15 protein-coding genes are annotated in these 17,166 nt (G+C 61.7%); 7 read left to right on the forward strand and 8 right to left on the reverse strand.

Annotated features, from left to right (window positions below; genetic code table 11):
• The first annotated feature begins 19 nt into the window (after window positions 1–19).
• Window positions 20–1,396, forward strand: coding sequence for a Trk system potassium transporter TrkA (gene trkA / locus QRN70_RS15255; protein ID WP_285418828.1), 1,377 nt, complete (start codon window positions 20–22; stop codon window positions 1,394–1,396).
• Window positions 1,397–1,563: 167 nt separating this feature from the next.
• A complete protein-coding gene (locus QRN70_RS15260; RefSeq protein WP_285418829.1) occupies window positions 1,564–1,878 on the forward strand; it encodes a tetratricopeptide repeat protein in 315 nt (104 codons plus the stop codon).
• Between the two features lies 1 nt (window position 1,879).
• Here QRN70_RS15260 and QRN70_RS15265 read toward each other — a convergent pair whose 3' ends face one another.
• The 3 genes from QRN70_RS15265 to tag all read right to left on the reverse strand — a co-directional run bounded on the left by QRN70_RS15265 (window position 1,880) and on the right by tag (window position 3,687).
• Window positions 1,880–2,119, reverse strand: coding sequence for a PilZ domain-containing protein (locus QRN70_RS15265; protein ID WP_285418830.1), 240 nt, complete (start codon window positions 2,117–2,119; stop codon window positions 1,880–1,882).
• An 82-nt stretch (window positions 2,120–2,201) separates the two neighbouring features.
• Complete coding sequence (locus tag QRN70_RS15270; protein WP_285418831.1) at window positions 2,202–3,089, reverse strand: lysophospholipid acyltransferase; 888 nt, start codon at window positions 3,087–3,089, stop codon at window positions 2,202–2,204.
• Window positions 3,090–3,129: 40 nt separating this feature from the next.
• Window positions 3,130–3,687 (reverse strand): DNA-3-methyladenine glycosylase I, encoded by a 558-nt coding sequence (gene tag / locus QRN70_RS15275; protein ID WP_285418832.1) that lies wholly within the window; start codon window positions 3,685–3,687, stop codon window positions 3,130–3,132.
• Between the two features lie 81 nt (window positions 3,688–3,768).
• Here tag and glyQ point away from each other — a divergent pair, with 81 nt between their 5' ends.
• From glyQ to QRN70_RS15295, 4 genes are all read left to right on the forward strand, one after another.
• Window positions 3,769–4,722: a glycine--tRNA ligase subunit alpha gene (gene glyQ / locus QRN70_RS15280; RefSeq protein WP_003187265.1), complete on the forward strand. Its 954-nt coding sequence runs from the start codon at window positions 3,769–3,771 to the stop codon at window positions 4,720–4,722.
• A complete protein-coding gene (glyS, locus tag QRN70_RS15285) occupies window positions 4,719–6,773 on the forward strand; it encodes a glycine--tRNA ligase subunit beta (protein WP_285418833.1) in 2,055 nt (684 codons plus the stop codon). Before glyQ ends, glyS begins: the two co-directional genes overlap by 4 nt.
• 4 nt (window positions 6,774–6,777) lie before the next feature.
• Complete coding sequence (gene gmhB, locus QRN70_RS15290) at window positions 6,778–7,317, forward strand: D-glycero-beta-D-manno-heptose 1,7-bisphosphate 7-phosphatase (RefSeq protein WP_285418834.1); 540 nt, start codon at window positions 6,778–6,780, stop codon at window positions 7,315–7,317.
• An 82-nt stretch (window positions 7,318–7,399) separates the two neighbouring features.
• On the forward strand, window positions 7,400–8,179 hold the full coding sequence (locus tag QRN70_RS15295) for a lysophospholipid acyltransferase family protein (RefSeq protein WP_285418835.1): 780 nt from the start codon (window positions 7,400–7,402) through the stop codon (window positions 8,177–8,179).
• A 157-nt stretch (window positions 8,180–8,336) separates the two neighbouring features.
• Here QRN70_RS15295 and QRN70_RS15300 read toward each other — a convergent pair whose 3' ends face one another.
• Complete coding sequence (locus QRN70_RS15300) at window positions 8,337–9,878, reverse strand: sensor histidine kinase (protein ID WP_285418836.1); 1,542 nt, start codon at window positions 9,876–9,878, stop codon at window positions 8,337–8,339.
• A 169-nt stretch (window positions 9,879–10,047) separates the two neighbouring features.
• Between QRN70_RS15300 and QRN70_RS15305 the strand changes: the two genes are divergently transcribed.
• Window positions 10,048–10,767 (forward strand): response regulator transcription factor, encoded by a 720-nt coding sequence (locus QRN70_RS15305; RefSeq protein ID WP_285418837.1) that lies wholly within the window; start codon window positions 10,048–10,050, stop codon window positions 10,765–10,767.
• Between the two features lie 90 nt (window positions 10,768–10,857).
• Here the strand turns inward: QRN70_RS15305 and gyrB are convergent, their stop codons facing one another.
• Genes gyrB through dnaA form a run of 4 tightly spaced genes read right to left on the reverse strand, consistent with a single transcriptional unit; the run spans window position 10,858 to window position 17,065 of the window.
• Window positions 10,858–13,275 (reverse strand): DNA topoisomerase (ATP-hydrolyzing) subunit B, encoded by a 2,418-nt coding sequence (gyrB, locus tag QRN70_RS15310; RefSeq protein ID WP_285418838.1) that lies wholly within the window; start codon window positions 13,273–13,275, stop codon window positions 10,858–10,860.
• 5 nt (window positions 13,276–13,280) lie between these two features.
• Window positions 13,281–14,384 carry a DNA replication/repair protein RecF gene (recF, locus tag QRN70_RS15315; RefSeq protein ID WP_285418839.1) on the reverse strand — a complete coding sequence of 368 codons (1,104 nt, stop codon included), beginning with the start codon at window positions 14,382–14,384 and terminating at the stop codon, window positions 13,281–13,283.
• A gap of 14 nt (window positions 14,385–14,398) precedes the next feature.
• Window positions 14,399–15,502, reverse strand: coding sequence for a DNA polymerase III subunit beta (gene dnaN, locus QRN70_RS15320; protein ID WP_007960767.1), 1,104 nt, complete (start codon window positions 15,500–15,502; stop codon window positions 14,399–14,401).
• Between the two features lie 39 nt (window positions 15,503–15,541).
• Complete coding sequence (gene dnaA, locus QRN70_RS15325) at window positions 15,542–17,065, reverse strand: chromosomal replication initiator protein DnaA (RefSeq protein ID WP_285418840.1); 1,524 nt, start codon at window positions 17,063–17,065, stop codon at window positions 15,542–15,544.
• Window positions 17,066–17,166: the final 101 nt, after the last annotated feature.

The following is a 17,166-nucleotide window of genomic DNA, read 5'->3' on the forward strand; positions in this document are numbered from 1 at the left end:
GATTCCATGGAGTGACTGGATGAAAATCATCATCCTCGGTGCGGGACAGGTCGGCGGCTCGCTGGCCGAACACCTGGCCAGCGAAGCCAACGACATCACCGTGGTCGACACCGATGGCGACCGCCTGCGCGACCTCGGCGACCGTCTCGATATCCGCACCGTGCAGGGCCGCGGCTCGCTGCCGACGGTACTGCGCCAGGCCGGCGCGGACGACGCCGACATGCTGGTGGCGGTGACCAACAGCGACGAAACCAACATGGTCGCCTGCCAGGTCGCCCACACGTTGTTCCACACCCCGACGAAAATCGCCCGGGTCCGCGAAGCGTCCTACCTGACCCGCGAAGAGCAACTGTTCCAGAACGAAGCGATCCCGGTCGACGTGCTGATCAGCCCCGAGCAAGTGGTGACCAACTACATCAAGCGCCTGATCCAGCATCCCGGCGCCCTGCAGGTCATCGACTTCGCCGAGGGCCAGGCGCAACTGGTGGCGGTGCGTGCCTACTACGGCGGACCGCTGGTCGGTCAGCAACTGCGCCAGTTGCGTGAACACATGCCGAATGTGCAGACGCGGGTCGCGGCGATTTTCCGCCGCGACCGGCCGATCCTGCCGCAGGGCGATACGGTGATCGAGGCCGACGACGAAGTTTTCTTCATCGCTGCCCGTGAGAACATTCGCGCGGTGATGAGTGAAATGCGCCGTCTCGACGAAACCTACAAGCGCATCGTCATCGCCGGTGGCGGGCAGATCGGTGAACGCCTGGCCGAGGCGATCGAAAGTCGCTACCAGGTGAAAATCATCGAGATGAACCCGGCACGCTGCCGCTATCTCTCCGACACCCTCGACAGCACCGTGGTGTTGCAGGGCAGTGCGTCGGACCGCGATCTGCTGCTGGAAGAGAACATCGCCGACGCCGACATTTTCCTCGCCCTGACCAACGACGACGAAGCCAACATCATGTCGTCGCTGCTGGCCAAGCGCCTGGGCGCGAAGAAGGTCATGACCATCATCAACAACCCGGCCTACGTCGACCTGATCCAGGGCGGCGATATCGACATCGCCATCAGCCCGCAACTGGCGACCATCGGAACCTTGCTGGCCCACGTGCGCCGGGGCGACATCGTCAGCGTGCACTCGCTGCGCCGGGGCGCGGCGGAAGCCATTGAAGCGGTGGCCCACGGCGATTCGAAATCGAGCAAGGTGATCGGCAAGGCCATCGAGAACATCGCCTTGCCCCCGGGCACCACCATCGGCGCGATCATTCGCGACGACGAGGTGATCATCGCCCATGACGACACGGTGATCGCAGCGGGTGACCACGTGATCCTGTTCCTTGTGGATAAAAAGCATATTCGCGACGTGGAGAAGCTGTTCCACGTGGGGTTGAGCTTCTTCTGATCCTGAATGAGCGGTGCCTTCATTGGCCCCATCGCTGGCAAGCCAGCTCCCAGCGGTTTTGCGCGTGCTCACCAATGTGCTGTGCACCCGAGATCCTTGTGGGAGCTGGCTTGCCAGCGATGGCGGCACCGCAGATCTTACCGACGCATTAGAAAAGGACTCCACCGATGCTCGAATCCCTGGAAAAAATGCTCGCCAAGGGTGTGGATAACGCATTGCTGCGCTTTGGCCTGGGCAAGGGCTATCTGGATCTTGGGGAAAACGCCAAGGCTGCGGAGCACTTTGCGCGCTGTGTGGGTTTCGATCCGAAGTATTCGGCCGCCTGGAAACTGTTGGGCAAGGCGCACCTGGCGCTGGGCGATCACGCCGCCGCGCGGCACGCCTGGGAACAAGGCCTGGAAGCGGCCCGTGCCCATGGCGACAAGCAGGCCGAAAAGGAAATGACGGTGTTTCTAAAGAAGCTGGACCGGCAGGCGCCGTGATTCACAGATAGCGCAGGCCGATGCCTTCGGCATCCACGGTCACCACTTCCATCCGCACCCGTGGCGCGCCTGTGGGTAAGTCCTGGACCTGGCCATAGACCACGGCGCCGCACGGCAGCGTCGCCAGGCGCGGGTGCTGTACATAGACCCCGGTGGTGGACAGATTGCGCGTCTGGCCCAGGCATTCGCCGAGGCTTTCGTGGGTAATCTTGATGCGAAACGACTTGCGGTGTTCGGACATCTGCTGCGCCCTTGTATGAACGGTTGTGGATAACCTCGCCGTTGAGGTTATCCACAGATCATGCCAATCACATCGAAATGGGTCAGTACCAGCGCTCTTCACCTGGCGGACGCTTTTTGAAGCGCTTCATGCTCCACATGTACTGGCTCGGGTACGCGGCGACGTAGCGTTCGACGACTTTGCTCATCGCTGCGCAGGATTCGGCAGTATCGGTGCTGTACATGGCCTCTGGCGCGGCTTCGAGGATCACTTTATAACCCGAGCCGTCCGGCAGGCGCAGGGCATGCAGGAACACCCCGACCGCCTTGCCGCCGGCAAGCATGTTCGGCACGAATTTGCTGGTCAGCGCCTGGGTGGCGAAGAACGGCACGAAGATCCCGGCGGATTCGGCCGGTTCCGGGTCGGCGGGAATGCCCACTGCACCACCTTTGCGCACTTCCTTGATGACGCTGAGGATGCCTTCCTTGGTGGAAGCTGCGACCTTGTTGCCCAGTTGCACGCGCTGCTTGCGCAGCAATTCATCCACCGCCTTGAGCTTCGGCGGGCGGTAGAAAATGATCGGTTTGCATTGGCTGCAATAGAAGTGGTTGAGCACTTCCCAGTTGCCCAGATGGCTGGTGATGCCGACCACGCCTTTGCCCGACGCCAGCGCATCCTTGAGGATGTCGAGGCCTTCGACTTCGCGCACCAGATCGATCGAGCGCTGCGCCGGCCAGATCCACGCGCAGGCGCTTTCGGTGAGCGACTTGCCGATGTCCTTCAGGCTCTGGCCGACCAGACGCTCGCGCTCGGCCGGGTCCATCTGTGGAAAACATTTACTGAGGTTGATCCGCACTACGTCGCGGGAGCGGTTGGGGGTTTTCCACATGATCCAGCCGATCGCCGAACCCACGGCCTGCACGGCCCGCCATGGCAGCAGGGCAAACAGCCGCAGAGCGCCTACCAGCAAGGCGCCTTTAAACTTTTCCACAGGTCACTCCTGATCTTGTGCGGTGCGCGAGGCGGCCATTCTAACCGGCGTTGGCAAGCTGCGCGTAGCGGTCGCAGTCCTGGGTGTGATCCATGACCATCCCCGAGGCCTGCATCAGCGCATAGCAGATGGTCGGGCCGACGAAGGTGAAACCGGCCTTTTTCAAGGCTTTGCTCATCGCCACCGCTTGCGGGGTGATGGCCGGGACCTCGCTGCGATCCTTGAAATGGTTGATCACCGGCTGGTTATCGACAAACGACCAGAGCAACGCCACCGGGTCCTCCAGCGCCAGCCAGGCCTGGGCGTTGCGCCGGGCGGCCTTGAGCTTGAGGCGATTGCGGATGATGCCCGGATCGAGCATCAATTCATCGATTTCCGCGTCGCTCATCTGCGCCACGCGCTGTACGTCGAAGCCGTACAGCACCTCGCGATAGCGCTCACGCTTGCGCAGCACGGTGATCCACGACAGCCCGGCCTGGAACCCTTCGAGCAAAAGCAACTCGAACAAACCCTGCGCCTCGCGCAGCGGCGTGCCCCACTCCTGATCGTGATAAGCCATGTACAGCGGATCTTCGGTACACCAAAAGCAGCGTGGCATAAGGCTCCAGGGGGTGGAGGTGCGACTGAATCGGGTATACTCCCGCTCTTTAAATCGCAGCCCAAGAAACAGGTGAATTTCGTGAGCCAGCCTACGCCAGCCGTGCGTACCTTCCAAGACTTGATCCTCGCGCTCCAGCAATACTGGGCCGAGCAAGGTTGCGTGGTACTTCAGCCCTACGATATGGAAGTAGGCGCCGGCACTTTCCACACCGCGACCTTCCTGCGCGCCATCGGCCCGGAAACCTGGAACGCCGCCTACGTGCAGCCAAGCCGCCGTCCGACTGACGGCCGCTACGGCGAAAACCCCAACCGTCTGCAGCACTACTACCAGTTCCAGGTGGTCCTGAAGCCGAACCCGGACAACTTCCAGGAGCTGTACCTGGGCTCGCTCAAGCATGTCGGCCTGGACCCACTGGTCCACGACATCCGCTTCGTCGAAGACAACTGGGAATCGCCGACCCTCGGCGCCTGGGGCCTGGGCTGGGAAGTCTGGCTCAACGGCATGGAAGTGACCCAGTTCACCTACTTCCAGCAGGCGGGCGGCATCGAGTGCTACCCGGTGACCGGCGAGATCACTTACGGTCTCGAGCGTCTGGCCATGTACCTGCAGGGCGTGGACTCGGTCTACGACCTGGTCTGGGCTGACGGCCCGTTCGGCAAGGTGACCTACGGCGACGTGTTCCACCAGAACGAAGTGGAGCAGTCCACTTACAACTTCGAACACGCCAACGTCGACAAGCTGTTCGAACTGTTCGACTTCTATGAAAGCGAAGCCAAGCGCCTGATCGAACTCGACCAGCCGCTGCCGCTGCCGAGCTACGAAATGGTCCTGAAGGCCTCGCACACCTTCAACCTGCTGGATGCGCGCCGGGCGATCTCGGTGACCGCGCGTCAGCAATACATCCTGCGCGTACGCACCCTGGCGCGTTCCGTCGCCCAAGCCTACCTGCTGGCGCGCGCCAAGCTGGGCTTCCCGATGGCAACCCCGGACCTGCGTGACGAAGTACTGGCCAAGCTGGAGGCTGCACAATGAGTGCTCAAGATTTTCTGGTTGAACTGGGCACCGAAGAACTGCCACCCAAAGCCCTGACCACCCTGGCCGATGCCTTCCTCGCCGGTATCGACAAGGGCCTGCAGGCTGCCGGCCTGAGCTACGAAAGCAAGACCGTCTACGCGGCGCCGCGGCGTCTGGCCGTGCTGATCACCGCGCTGGCCACCCAGCAGCCGGACCGCAGCATCAACCTCGACGGCCCGCCGCGTCAGGCCGCCTTCGATGCCGAAGGCAACCCGACTCAAGCGGCACTGGGCTTCGCCAAGAAGTGCGGCGTCGAGCTGAGCGAAATCGACCAGAGCGGTCCGAAACTGCGCTACAGCCAGAACATCGCCGGCAAGCCGACCGCGAGCCTGCTGCCGACCATCGTCGAAGATTCGCTGAACGACCTGCCGATCCCGAAACGCATGCGTTGGGGTGCGCGCAAGGAAGAGTTCGTGCGTCCGACCCAGTGGCTGGTGATGCTGCTCGGTGACCAGGTCATCGACTGCACCATCCTCGCCCAGAAGGCTGGCCGTGATTCCCGTGGCCACCGCTTCCACCACCCGGAAGCCGTGCGCATCGGTTCGCCGTCGAGCTACCTGGCCGACCTGCGTGCTGCCTACGTGCTAGCCGACGCCAACGAGCGTCGCGACATCATCAGCAAGCGCACCGAAGAACTGGCTACCCGCCAGGAAGGCACCGCGATCGTGCCGCCGGCGCTGCTCGACGAAGTCACCGCGCTGGTCGAGTGGCCGGTGCCGCTGGTGTGCTCGTTCGAGGAACGTTTCCTCGACGTGCCGCAGGAAGCGCTGATCACCACCATGCAGGACAACCAGAAGTACTTCTGCCTGCTGGATGCCGACGGCAAGTTGCTGCCACGCTTCATCACCGTGGCCAACATCGAGAGCAAGGATCCGCAGCAGATCATCGCCGGTAACGAGAAAGTGGTGCGCCCACGCCTGACCGACGCCGAGTTCTTCTTCAAGCAGGACAAGAAGCAGAAACTCGAAGACTTCAACCTGCGCCTGCAGAACGTGGTGTTCCAGGAAAAACTCGGCAGCGTCTACGACAAGGCCGAGCGCGTATCGAAACTGGCGGCGTACATCGCTGCTCGTATCGGCGGCAACGCTTCGTGGGCGGCCCGCGCGGGCCTGCTGTCGAAATGCGACCTGGCCACTGAAATGGTCGGCGAGTTCCCGGAGATGCAAGGTGTCGCCGGTTACTACTACGCCCTCAATGACGGCGAGCCGGAAGATGTCGCGCTGGCGCTGAACGAGCAGTACATGCCGCGCGGGGCCGGTGCTGAACTGCCGGCAACCCTGACCGGTGCCGCGGTGGCGATCGCCGACAAGCTCGACACCCTGGTCGGCATCTTCGGTATCGGCATGCTGCCGACCGGCAGCAAAGACCCGTATGCCCTGCGTCGCGCGGCACTCGGCGTGCTGCGTATCCTGATCGAGAAGCAACTGGATCTGGACCTGACCGACGCCGTGGCCTTCGCCGTGAATGGCTTTGGCGCCAAGGTCAAGGCCGCCGGCCTCAACGACGCAGTGCTGGAATTCATCTTCGACCGTCTGCGTGCGCGTTACGAAGACGAAGGCGTGGACGTGGCCACCTACCTGTCGGTACGTGCCCTGAAACCGGGTTCGGCGCTGGACTTCGACCAGCGTGTGCAGGCAGTCCAGGCCTTCCGCAAACTGCCGGAAGCGGCAGCGCTGGCGGCCGTCAACAAGCGTGTCTCGAACCTGCTGGGCAAGGTCGAAGGCTCGGTGCCGACCGTGGTCGAGGCCAAGTACTTCGACAACGCCAACGAGTTCTCGCTGTACTCGGCGATCCAGCAGGCCGACCAGGCTGTGCAACCGATGGCCGCTGCGCGCCAGTACAGCGAATCGCTGGCGCGCCTGGCCGCGCTGCGCGAGCCGGTGGATGCATTCTTCGAGGCCGTGATGGTCAATGCCGACGACGCCAACGTGCGCGCCAACCGCTACGCGCTGCTGGCGCGCCTGCGTGGCCTGTTCCTCGGTGTTGCCGACATTTCGCTGCTGGGTTGAGGGATTGCTGTTGAAACTGCTGATTCTCGATCGGGACGGAGTGATCAATTACGACTCCGACGCTTACATCAAGTCGGTGGAGGAGTGGATTCCGCTGCCCGGTTCGATCGAAGCGATTGCGCAGTTGAGCAAGGCCGGCTGGACGGTGGCGGTGGCCACCAACCAGTCGGGCATTGCGCGCGGCTATTACGACCTCGCCACCCTCGATGCCATGCACGCGCGCCTGCGCGAGCTGGTGGCGGAGCAGGGCGGTGAGGTCGGCCTGATCGTGTATTGCCCGCATGGCCCGGACGCAGGCTGCGCTTGCCGCAAGCCGAAACCGGGAATGCTGCAAACCATTGCCGGGCATTACAACGTGGCGCTGACGAATGTCTGGTTCGTCGGCGACAGCCTTGGTGACCTGGAGGCCGCCAAAGCCGTCGATTCACAGCCCGTTTTGGTAAAGACCGGGAAAGGCGAAAAGACCCTGGGCAAGACCCTTCCGGTCGGCACCCTGATTTTTGACGATCTGGCGGCGATTGCCGCAGAACTTATCCACAACTAGAGTGCTTCTGAAGTTCCTGACCAGGGATTGATCGGGAGTGCGCTTGAACAGTCGGGCATCGCCCGTAACGGTAAACGTCGCCATGTCGATACTGCAGGCCATCAGAATCTTCCTCTTTTACCTGCTGCTGGGCACCAGTTCCTTGCTGTGGTGCAGCCTGAGCTTTTTTATCGCGCCCTTTCTGCCGTTCAAGGCGCGCTATCGTTTCATCAACGTGTACTGGTGCCGTTGCGCCCTGTGGTTGACCAAGGTCTTCCTCGGTATCCGTTACGAAGTCAAAGGCGCGGAAAACGTGCCGGACCGGCCCTGCGTGATTCAATCGAACCACCAGAGCACCTGGGAGACGTTTTTCCTCTCCGCTTATTTCTCGCCCTTGAGCCAGGTGCTCAAGCGCGAATTGCTCTACGTGCCGTTCTTCGGCTGGGCCATGGCCATGCTGCGGCCGATCGCGATCGATCGTGACAACCCGAAAGCGGCGCTCAAGCAGGTCGCGGCCAAGGGTGACGAGTTGCTCAAGGACAACGTTTGGGTGCTGATCTTCCCGGAAGGCACGCGCGTTCCCCACGGCACCATGGGCAAGTTCTCCCGCAGCGGCAGCGCATTGGCGGTCAATGCGGCGTTGCCGGTGCTGCCGATTGCACACAATGCCGGCAAGTTCTGGCCGAAAATCGGCTGGGGCAAGAAGCCGGGCGTGATCACCGTGGTCATCGGCAAACCGATGTACGCCGAGGGCAGCGGGCCCCGCGCCATCGCCGACCTCAATGACCGGGTCCAGGCCTGGAACGAACAGGCACAACGCGACATGGGTTCACTGCCGCCAGCACCACAGGCACCGGCCGCCAATGATCAGGTCGCTGTCTGAGATTTGTGGATAACCTGTGTACGGTTTGTTCGCAAAACCCTGAAAAATCAAATTAAGTGACTGATTTACTTATATATTTCTGAAGCTGATAAAACGCCGTAAAAGGTGCATAAGTTTTTTTCGGAAGTAACGGAACCGGCTGATATAGCCGGTTTTTTTATGCCTGCTCATCGGCAATCAACGGCAGCTCTACACGAAATGTCGTACCGCGCTCGACCACACTGTGGCACTCGATCCGTCCGCCATGGTGATCGATCACCGCTTTGACCATCGACAAGCCCAGGCCCACACCATCGATGCCCTGCGCCGAGGAAAAGCGCCGGTACTGGCTGAACAGCTCGGGTAATTCTTGCGCCGCGATACCTTTGCCCTGATCGCTCAGGTCGCAGCGCAACCAGTCGCCATAGCAACTGACGCGCAGCTCGATCCTGGAATCGGCGGGGCTGTACTTGATGGCATTTTCCAGCAAGTTGAACAACGCCCGCGTCAGCAGCCCCTGATCGGCCAGGACCAGACGCTCCTGGGATGCCTCGTCCATCTCGTGCACCAGCGCGATGTTTTTTTGCTGGGCAATGGGCAGCGCCTGATCGAGCACATCGAGCACCAGCATGGCAAACAGGCTTGGCTGAAACTGATACGCCGCCGATTCGGCCCGCGCCAGGAGCACGAAGCCATCGGTGAGATCCAGCGCCCGGCGCACCTGCCGTTCGATCTGCTCGAACAGCGGCGAGTCCGCGCCGGCCTGATGGCGGTGCACATCGAGCAAGGCGAGGATCGCCGAGTGCGGCGCGCGCAGGTCGTGGGAGAGAAAGCGCAGCAACACCCCGCGTTGTTCCTCGGCCGCACGTTCGGCGCTGAGGTCGGTGAGACTCAGCAGCCAGCCGATCGGCGTCTCGCCGTCCACCGGCAGCAGGGCGGCGCGCTCCAGGCGCAGGCTGCGCTCCTTGTGGTCACGGAATTCCAGCAGAGGGAGGGTCGACAACGCTGGCCGCGGCTCTGTGGATAATTCCGGGTAACCGAGACGCGCGAGCTGTTCGACAACGTCTTCGCCCACCAGGTTACTGTCGAACAGCTCCCGGGCCTTGCGGTTGCCCAACAGAATCGTGCCCCGCGGATCGCTGATCAGTGTCGCCACCGGCAGATATTCCAGGCCATCGGCGATGAACCGGCGGGTATCGCGGGTGCGGCTCATGGCCTGCTCGAGGGCCATGATCTGCCCCTGCAAGCGATCGGCGCTGGGAAACTGCGCGCGACGTCGCTCCGGGAAAACCTTCGGCTCGCCGTCCAGCCGCGCCAGCTCCCAGCCGAAGTAGGTCAGCACCACGCTCAGGCGGCGCCAGTTCCAGATCAGATAGCCGAACAGCATCCCCAGGACCGCCGGCGTCGGCGACCACCAATGCCGCATCTCGGCCAGGCCGACGCTGGCCAGCAACACGCACGCCATGCCGCCCAGCGTCAGCCAGATCGCCAGGCGCGGTCGCCACAACAGCAGGCCCAACACAGCGGCCACCAGCAATACCGACAGCGCCGCACTCCAGCCCGGCACGGCATCGTGCAGGTTGATCTGCGCGCGATAAGACAACAGCGCAGTCAGCGGCAACAGCACTAGACTTATCCACACCCACTCGCGCACCAGTTGCCGAAACAGGCGCTGAACCTGGCTCGGTACACGACTTTCCAGGCGACGAGGGTTATTCATGAGAAAACGGGCAGGGCGGGTGGAATCGTTTCATGGGCCACAGGTCTGAGGACGTAGACCCGAAGAATCATAGCGGAGCGCAATCCACGACGGGCCGTTACTTTCACTGCGTTGGCCGAGCCGCTATTGTTCGGCAGCCAATTGCCCAAGCGCCAAGGAATCACCGCGTATGCGTGTTGCGATACTGGACGATGAACCCGCCGAATTGCGTCGGGTCGAGCAGACCCTGCAGCAGCTGGCCGAAGCCGGCGAACAGCCGTGGTCACTGCACAGCTTCGAGCGCGGCGAAGACCTGCTGCGTCAGCTGCGTCGGGAAACCTTTGACCTGCTGATCCTCGACTGGCAACTGCCCGACCTCAGTGGCCTGGCCTTGCTGCGCTGGACCCGCGAGCATCTGCAAGCGCCACCGGCAGCGATCATGCTGACCAGCCGCGACGGCGAAAGCGATATCGTCCAGGCCCTGAATGCCGGGGCGGATGATTACGTCAGCAAACCGTTCCGGCCCAACGAGCTGAAGGCCAGAGTCGCTGCCGTGCTGCGTCGGCACAGCCAGCAGCGCGCCGTCACTGCCGAAGTCCTGAGCTTCAACGATCTGGTCTTCGACGACGCCGAACTGACGGTCACCCGCGACGGCAAGCCGATCGTCATGACCGAACGCGAGTATCGCCTGGCGCACTGCCTGTTCAGCAACCTCGGCCGCCCGCTGTCGCGCGACTACCTCTACGAACGCTTCTGGCCCCACGAAGAGATGTCCACCTCACGTCCTCTGGACACGCATATCTACCGCCTGCGCAACAAACTGGGACTGACCGCGGATCGCGGCTGGCAGCTGCTGACCATCTACGGCTATGGCTATCGGTTGGAGAGTGTGACAGCCGCGAGTGACTGATCTGTAGAGCGGTGCGAGATAGCGGTCGCCAGGGCAAAAAAAAGGCCAACGCAAATGCGTTGGCCTTTTTTTCGCAGGTGGCGACCGGGATCAGAAGTCCAGGTTGGACACCGCCAGGGCGTTGCTCTCGATGAAGTCACGGCGAGGTTCGACCGCATCACCCATCAGGGTGTTGAAGATCTGGTCTGCGCCAATGGCGTCTTCGATGGTCACTTTCAGCATGCGGCGCACGCTTGGGTCCATGGTGGTTTCCCACAGCTGATCCGGGTTCATTTCACCCAGACCCTTATAGCGCTGGATGGTGTGGCGCTTGGTGCTTTCGGCCATCAGCCAGTCGAGGGCTTCCTTGAACTCGGTGACCGCTTTCTTGCGCTCGCCACGCTGGATGTACGCACCTTCGTCGAGCAGGGTGCTCAGCTGGGCGCCGAGGGTGACGACCGTCTTGTAGTCGTTGCTGCCGAAGAAGTCGCGGTTGAAGGTGACGTAGTTCGACAGGCCGTGGGAGATCAGTTCGACCTCCGGCAGCCACACGCCACGTTCACGATCTTCACGCAGGCTGGCTTTGTAGACCAAACCGGACTTCTCGACGGTGCGCAGACGCACTTCGTACTGGGCCAGCCAGTCCTGCATCGCGGCGTGGTCGCCGAGCATTTCCAGGCTCACGGCCGGCAGGTAGATGAAGTGCTCGGTCAGCTCCTGCGGGTACAGGCGCGACAGGCGCTTGAGCGTCTTCATGACCATGCGGAAGTCGTTCACCAGACGTTCCAGCGCTTCACCGGAAATACCCGGGGCGTCTTCGTTCAGGTGCAGGCTGGCATCTTCCAGGGCCGACTGCGTCATGTACTCTTCCATGGCGTCGTCATCTTTGATGTATTGCTCCTGCTTGCCTTTCTTGACCTTGTACAACGGCGGCTGGGCGATGTAGATGTAGCCGCGCTCGATCAGCTCAGGCAACTGACGGAAGAAGAAGGTCAGCAACAGGGTACGGATGTGCGAACCGTCGACGTCAGCATCGGTCATGATGATGATGTTGTGATAACGCAGCTTGTCGATGTTGTACTCTTCGCGACCGATACCGCAGCCCAGTGCAGTGATCAGGGTGCCCACTTCCTGGGACGAGATCATCTTGTCGAAACGTGCCTTCTCGACGTTGAGAATCTTGCCCTTGAGCGGCAGGATCGCCTGGGTCTTGCGGTTACGGCCCTGCTTGGCAGAACCGCCCGCGGAGTCACCCTCCACCAGATACAGTTCGGACAGCGCCGGATCTTTTTCCTGGCAGTCAGCGAGCTTGCCCGGCAGGCCGGCGATGTCCAGCGCGCCTTTGCGGCGGGTCATCTCACGGGCCTTGCGCGCCGCTTCACGGGCACGGGCGGCGTCGATCATCTTGCCGACGACCAGCTTGGCTTCGTTCGGGTTCTCCAGCAGGAAGTCGGAGAAGTACTTGCCCATTTCCTGTTCAACCGCGGTCTTCACTTCGGAAGACACCAGCTTGTCCTTGGTCTGCGAGCTGAACTTCGGATCCGGCACCTTCACCGAGATGATCGCAGTCAGGCCTTCACGGGCATCGTCACCGGTGGTGGCGACCTTGTGCTTCTTCGCCAGACCTTCCTGCTCGATGTAGTTGTTCAGGTTACGCGTCAGCGCGGAACGGAAGCCCACCAGGTGGGTACCGCCGTCGCGCTGCGGAATGTTGTTGGTGAAGCACAACAGGTTCTCGTTGAAGCTGTCGTTCCACTGCAGGGCGATTTCCACGCCGATGCCGTCTTCGCGCTGGATGTTGAAGTGGAACACCTGGTTGACCGCGGTCTTGTTGGTGTTCAGGTATTCAACGAACGCGCGCAGGCCGCCTTCGTACTTGAACAGCTCTTCCTTGCCGCTGCGCTCGTCCTTGAGGACGATGCCGACACCGGAGTTGAGGAAGGACAGTTCACGAATGCGCTTGGCCAGGATGTCCCAGCTGAAGTGAATGTTCTTGAAAGTTTCGCTGGAAGCCTTGAAGTGGATCTGGGTCCCGGTGGTCTCGCTGTCGCCAACGATGGCCATCGGTGCCTGAGGTACGCCGTGGACGTAGGTCTGTTCCCAGATCTTGCCGCTGCGGCGCACTGTCAGGACCAGTTCTTCGGACAGCGCGTTCACCACCGACACACCTACACCGTGCAGACCGCCGGATACCTTGTAGGAGTTGTCGTCGAACTTACCGCCAGCGTGGAGGACGGTCATGATGACCTCGGCGGCGGAAACGCCTTCCTCTTTATGCACGTCGACCGGGATGCCACGACCGTTGTCTTTGACGGTGATGGACTCATCCGGGTGGATGATGATGCTGATGTCGTCGCAATGGCCGGCGAGGGCTTCGTCGATCGAGTTGTCGACCACCTCGAACACCATGTGGTGCAGACCGCTGCCATCGTCGGTGTCACCAATGTACATACCGGGACGTTTGCGCACGGCATCCAGGCCTTTCAGCACTTTAATGCTCGATGAGTCGTACGTATTTTCTTCGCTCAATGCCTTCACTCCCGATGGTCGTGGGTCTGGGTGATACGGCCCTGTTCCACGTGGAACAGAGCGACTGGCGTTTCCGTCTGCCAGCCTTCCCTCAATAATTCGTGATCTACACAGGTGATAAACACCTGGCAGCGTAAGTCTTCCAGCAAGCGGCACAGCGCGCGTCGGTGGCTCTCGTCCAGCTCGGACGGCAAGTCATCCACCAGATAAATACACTGGCCGCGTCGGGCCTGGGTGACCAGATGCCCCTGGGCAATCCGCAAGGCACAGACCACCAGCTTCTGCTGACCCCGGGACAGAATGTCCGCGGCGTTGTGTGCGCCCAATCGAAGACGCAGATCAGCACGTTGCGGCCCGGCCTGGGTATGCCCCATCTGCTGGTCCCGTTGCACGGATCCAGCCAGTACGGCACTCAACTCGCGGTCTTTGTCCCAGCCTCGGTAATAGCTGAGCGTCAAACCTTCGAGCTCAACCAGTTCGCTCAAGGTTTGTTCAAAGACTGGTTTCAAGGCTTTGATGTAAGCGCGGCGGTATTCATCGATTTCAGCGCTGGCCTGGCACAGTTCCCTGTCCCAAACCGCTTGCGAAACGGCGTCAAGTGTACCATGCCGCAGCCAGGAGTTTCTCTGGCGCAAGGCCTTCTGCAAACGCTGCCAGGTAGCCATGAAGCGCGGTTCGACGTGGAACACGCCCCAGTCGAGAAACTGCCGGCGAATCTTCGGCGCGCCCTCCAGCAGACGGAAGCTGTCGGGGTTGATCAGCTGCAGCGGCAGGATCTCCGCCAGTTGCGCGGCACTGCGCGCATTCTGCCCGTCGATACGAATCTGGAACTCACCCTGGCGGTCGCGCGATATCCCCAGCGCACTGTGGCCACCCTCGGCCAGTTCGACCTGACCGAACACCGTGCAGGCGAGTTGTTCGTACTGGATGACCGGCAACAGCCGGGTGCTGCGAAACGAACGGGCAAGCCCAAGCAGATGAATGGCTTCCAGAACACTGGTTTTGCCGCTGCCGTTGGCGCCGTAAAGAATGTTGATGCGGGGGGAGGGGGAGAAGGTCACCGGGTGCAGATTGCGCACCGCGGTGACCGAGACGCGACTTAGCGACATCTAGAGGCTGCTGATTACAGACGCATCGGCATGACAACGTAAGCCGAGTCGTCATTGTCGGACTCTTGCACCAGCGCACTGCTGTTGGAGTCGGACAGGATCAGGCGAACCTGCTCGGTGGTCATCACGCCCAGCACGTCGAGCAGATAGCTGACGTTGAAGCCGATTTCCAGGGAGCCGCCGTTGTATTCAACGCCTACTTCTTCTTCCGCTTCTTCCTGCTCAGGGTTGTTGGCCTGGATCTTCAGCTGACCACTGGCCAGTTGCAGACGGATGCCGCGGTACTTCTCGTTGGACAGAATCGCGGTACGGCTGAACGCTTCACGCAGCGCCTGACGGTCACCCAGTACCAGCTTGTCGCCACCCTTCGGCAGTACGCGCTCGTAGTCCGGGAACTTGCCGTCGACCAGTTTCGAGGTGAAGGTGAACTCGCCAGTGGTCGCACGGATATGGTGCTGGCCCAGGACGATGCTGACGTTGCCGTCCGGCTCGGTGAGCAGACGCGCCAGTTCGAGAATACCCTTGCGCGGCACGATCACCTGGTGGCGATCCGGCTGACCGATATCGGCCTGCATCGAGCACATCGCCAGACGGTGACCGTCGGTCGCTACCGCACGGATCACACCCGCCGAGACTTCCAGCAGCATGCCGTTGAGGTAGTAGCGCACGTCCTGCTGGGCCATGGCGAAGCTCGTGCGCTCGATCAGGCGGCGCAGCTTGCTTTGCTCCAGGCTGCAGGTCAGCGAGCCAGGACCTTCTTCGACGGTCGGGAAATCGTTGGCCGGCAGGGTCGACAGGGTGAAACGGCTGCGGCCGGCCTTCACCACCAGCTTCTGCTCGTCGACCTTGATGTCGATCAGCGCATCGTTGGGCAGGCTCTTGCAGATATCCATCAGCTTGCGCGCAGGCACGGTGATGGAACCTGTTTCAGCCGGCTCCTCGAGTTGCACACGACCGACCAGTTCGACTTCCAGGTCGGTACCGGTCAGCGACAGCTGCTGGCCATCGACAACCAGCAGCACGTTGGACAGTACCGGCAAGGTCTGTCGGCGCTCGACGACGCCTGCGACCAGTTGCAGGGGTTTCAACAGGGCTTCGCGTTGAATGGTGAAATGCATGGTCTAGTCCCTTGCCTTAATAAGCTGCGCTGGTGTTCATCAAGTGGTCAGTGTACGCAGCAGGTTCTTGTAGTCCTCGCGGATGTCCGCGTCGGATTCCTTAAGTTCGTTGATCTTGCGGCAGGCGTGCAACACCGTGGTGTGGTCGCGGCCGCCAAACACATCGCCGATTTCCGGCAGGCTGTGGTTGGTCAGTTCCTTGGACAGCGCCATGGCTACCTGACGCGGACGCGCCACCGAGCGCGAACGACGCTTGGACAGCAGGTCGGAAATCTTGATCTTGTAGTACTCGGCGACGGTGCGCTGAATGTTATCCACAGAGACCAGTTTGTCCTGCAATGCCAGCAGGTCCTTCAGGGATTCGCGAATCAGCTCGATGGTGATGTCGCGGCCCATGAAGTGCGAGTGGGCGATCACGCGTTTCAGCGCGCCTTCCAGCTCACGGACGTTGGAGCGAATGCGCTGGGCAATGAAGAACGCCGCATCGTGCGGCAGCTCGACCTTGGCCTGGTCGGCCTTCTTCATCAGGATCGCCACGCGGGTTTCCAGCTCCGGCGGCTCGACGGCCACCGTCAGGCCCCAGCCGAAGCGGGATTTCAGGCGCTCTTCGAGGCCTTCGATTTCCTTCGGATAGCGGTCACTGGTGAGAATGACCTGCTGGCCACCTTCAAGCAGGGCGTTGAAGGTGTGGAAAAACTCTTCCTGGGAACGTTCCTTGCGGGCGAAGAACTGAATGTCGTCGATCAGCAGGGCGTCCACCGAACGGTAGAAGCGCTTGAATTCGTTGATCGCGTTCAGTTGCAGCGCCTTGACCATATCGGCCACGAAACGCTCGGAATGCAGGTACACGACCTTGGCATTCGGGTTCTTCTTCAACAGGTGGTTACCCACCGCGTGCATCAAGTGAGTCTTACCCAGGCCGACGCCGCCATACAGGAACAGCGGGTTATAGCCGTGCTTCGGGTTGTCCGCCACTTGCCAGGCCGCCGCGCGGGCGAGCTGGTTGGACTTGCCTTCGACGAAGTTCTCGAAAGTGAAGGTGCGGTTCAGGTAGCTGGTGTGCTTGAGCGCGCCCTCGACCTGCACGGTGCGCTGTTCGGCGCGAACCGGGGCCTGTTGCGACGCGGCACCGGCCATCGGATCGAAGCTGTCGCGGGACGGCTCTTCACTGATTTCCTCGGTTTTCTGCGTCGCGCGTTTGGCCGGGGAAGCGGCCGGCGCTGCCGGGGCTGCGCTGACGGGAGCAGCCGCCTGCTGCGCCTGGGAAACCGCCGCCGCGGCCAGCGGTGCATTCGGTGCCGCACGCGGGGCCGAACTGCGCTTGCTGCCTATTAATAAGGAAAGCGCCGGCGCGAGGCCGTTGCCGTGCTCATCCAGCAGTTCAAGGACGCGGCCCAGGTACTTTTCGTTGACCCAGTCCAGAACAAAACGGTTCGGTGCGTAGACACGCAACTCGTCGCCTTCGGCTTCGACCTGTAGTGGACGGATCCAGGTGTTGAATTGTTGGGCAGGCAGCTCTTCGCGCAAAAGCTCCACGCACTGCTGCCAAAGTTCCACTGACACGGAAATCCCCTAAGTTGAAAGCCGGTGAGGCAAAAACAAGCGGCCATTGTAGCGGCGAGCCGTCCACTTATCCACATGCAGGTTGCCCGCCGGCCATGATT

Source organism: Pseudomonas sp. efr-133-TYG-5, assembly GCF_030209175.1.
GTDB lineage: Bacteria > Pseudomonadota > Gammaproteobacteria > Pseudomonadales > Pseudomonadaceae > Aquipseudomonas.

Bases quoted from the DNA above. Each gene is read 5' to 3' on its own strand.
- QRN70_RS15265 (WP_285418830.1), bottom strand. From the start codon at position 2,119: ATGTCCGAACACCGCAAGTCGTTTCGCATCAAGATTACCCACGAAAGC.
- dnaN (WP_007960767.1), bottom strand. From the start codon at position 15,502: ATGCATTTCACCATTCAACGCGAAGCCCTGTTGAAACCCCTGCAACTG.
- trkA (WP_285418828.1), top strand. From the start codon at position 20: ATGAAAATCATCATCCTCGGTGCGGGACAGGTCGGCGGCTCGCTGGCC.
- glyS (WP_285418833.1), top strand. From the start codon at position 4,719: ATGAGTGCTCAAGATTTTCTGGTTGAACTGGGCACCGAAGAACTGCCA.
- QRN70_RS15300 (WP_285418836.1), bottom strand. From the start codon at position 9,878: ATGAATAACCCTCGTCGCCTGGAAAGTCGTGTACCGAGCCAGGTTCAG.
- QRN70_RS15295 (WP_285418835.1), top strand. From the start codon at position 7,400: ATGTCGATACTGCAGGCCATCAGAATCTTCCTCTTTTACCTGCTGCTG.
- recF (WP_285418839.1), bottom strand. From the start codon at position 14,384: ATGTCGCTAAGTCGCGTCTCGGTCACCGCGGTGCGCAATCTGCACCCG.
- QRN70_RS15305 (WP_285418837.1), top strand. From the start codon at position 10,048: ATGCGTGTTGCGATACTGGACGATGAACCCGCCGAATTGCGTCGGGTC.
- QRN70_RS15260 (WP_285418829.1), top strand. From the start codon at position 1,564: ATGCTCGAATCCCTGGAAAAAATGCTCGCCAAGGGTGTGGATAACGCA.
- tag (WP_285418832.1), bottom strand. From the start codon at position 3,687: ATGCCACGCTGCTTTTGGTGTACCGAAGATCCGCTGTACATGGCTTAT.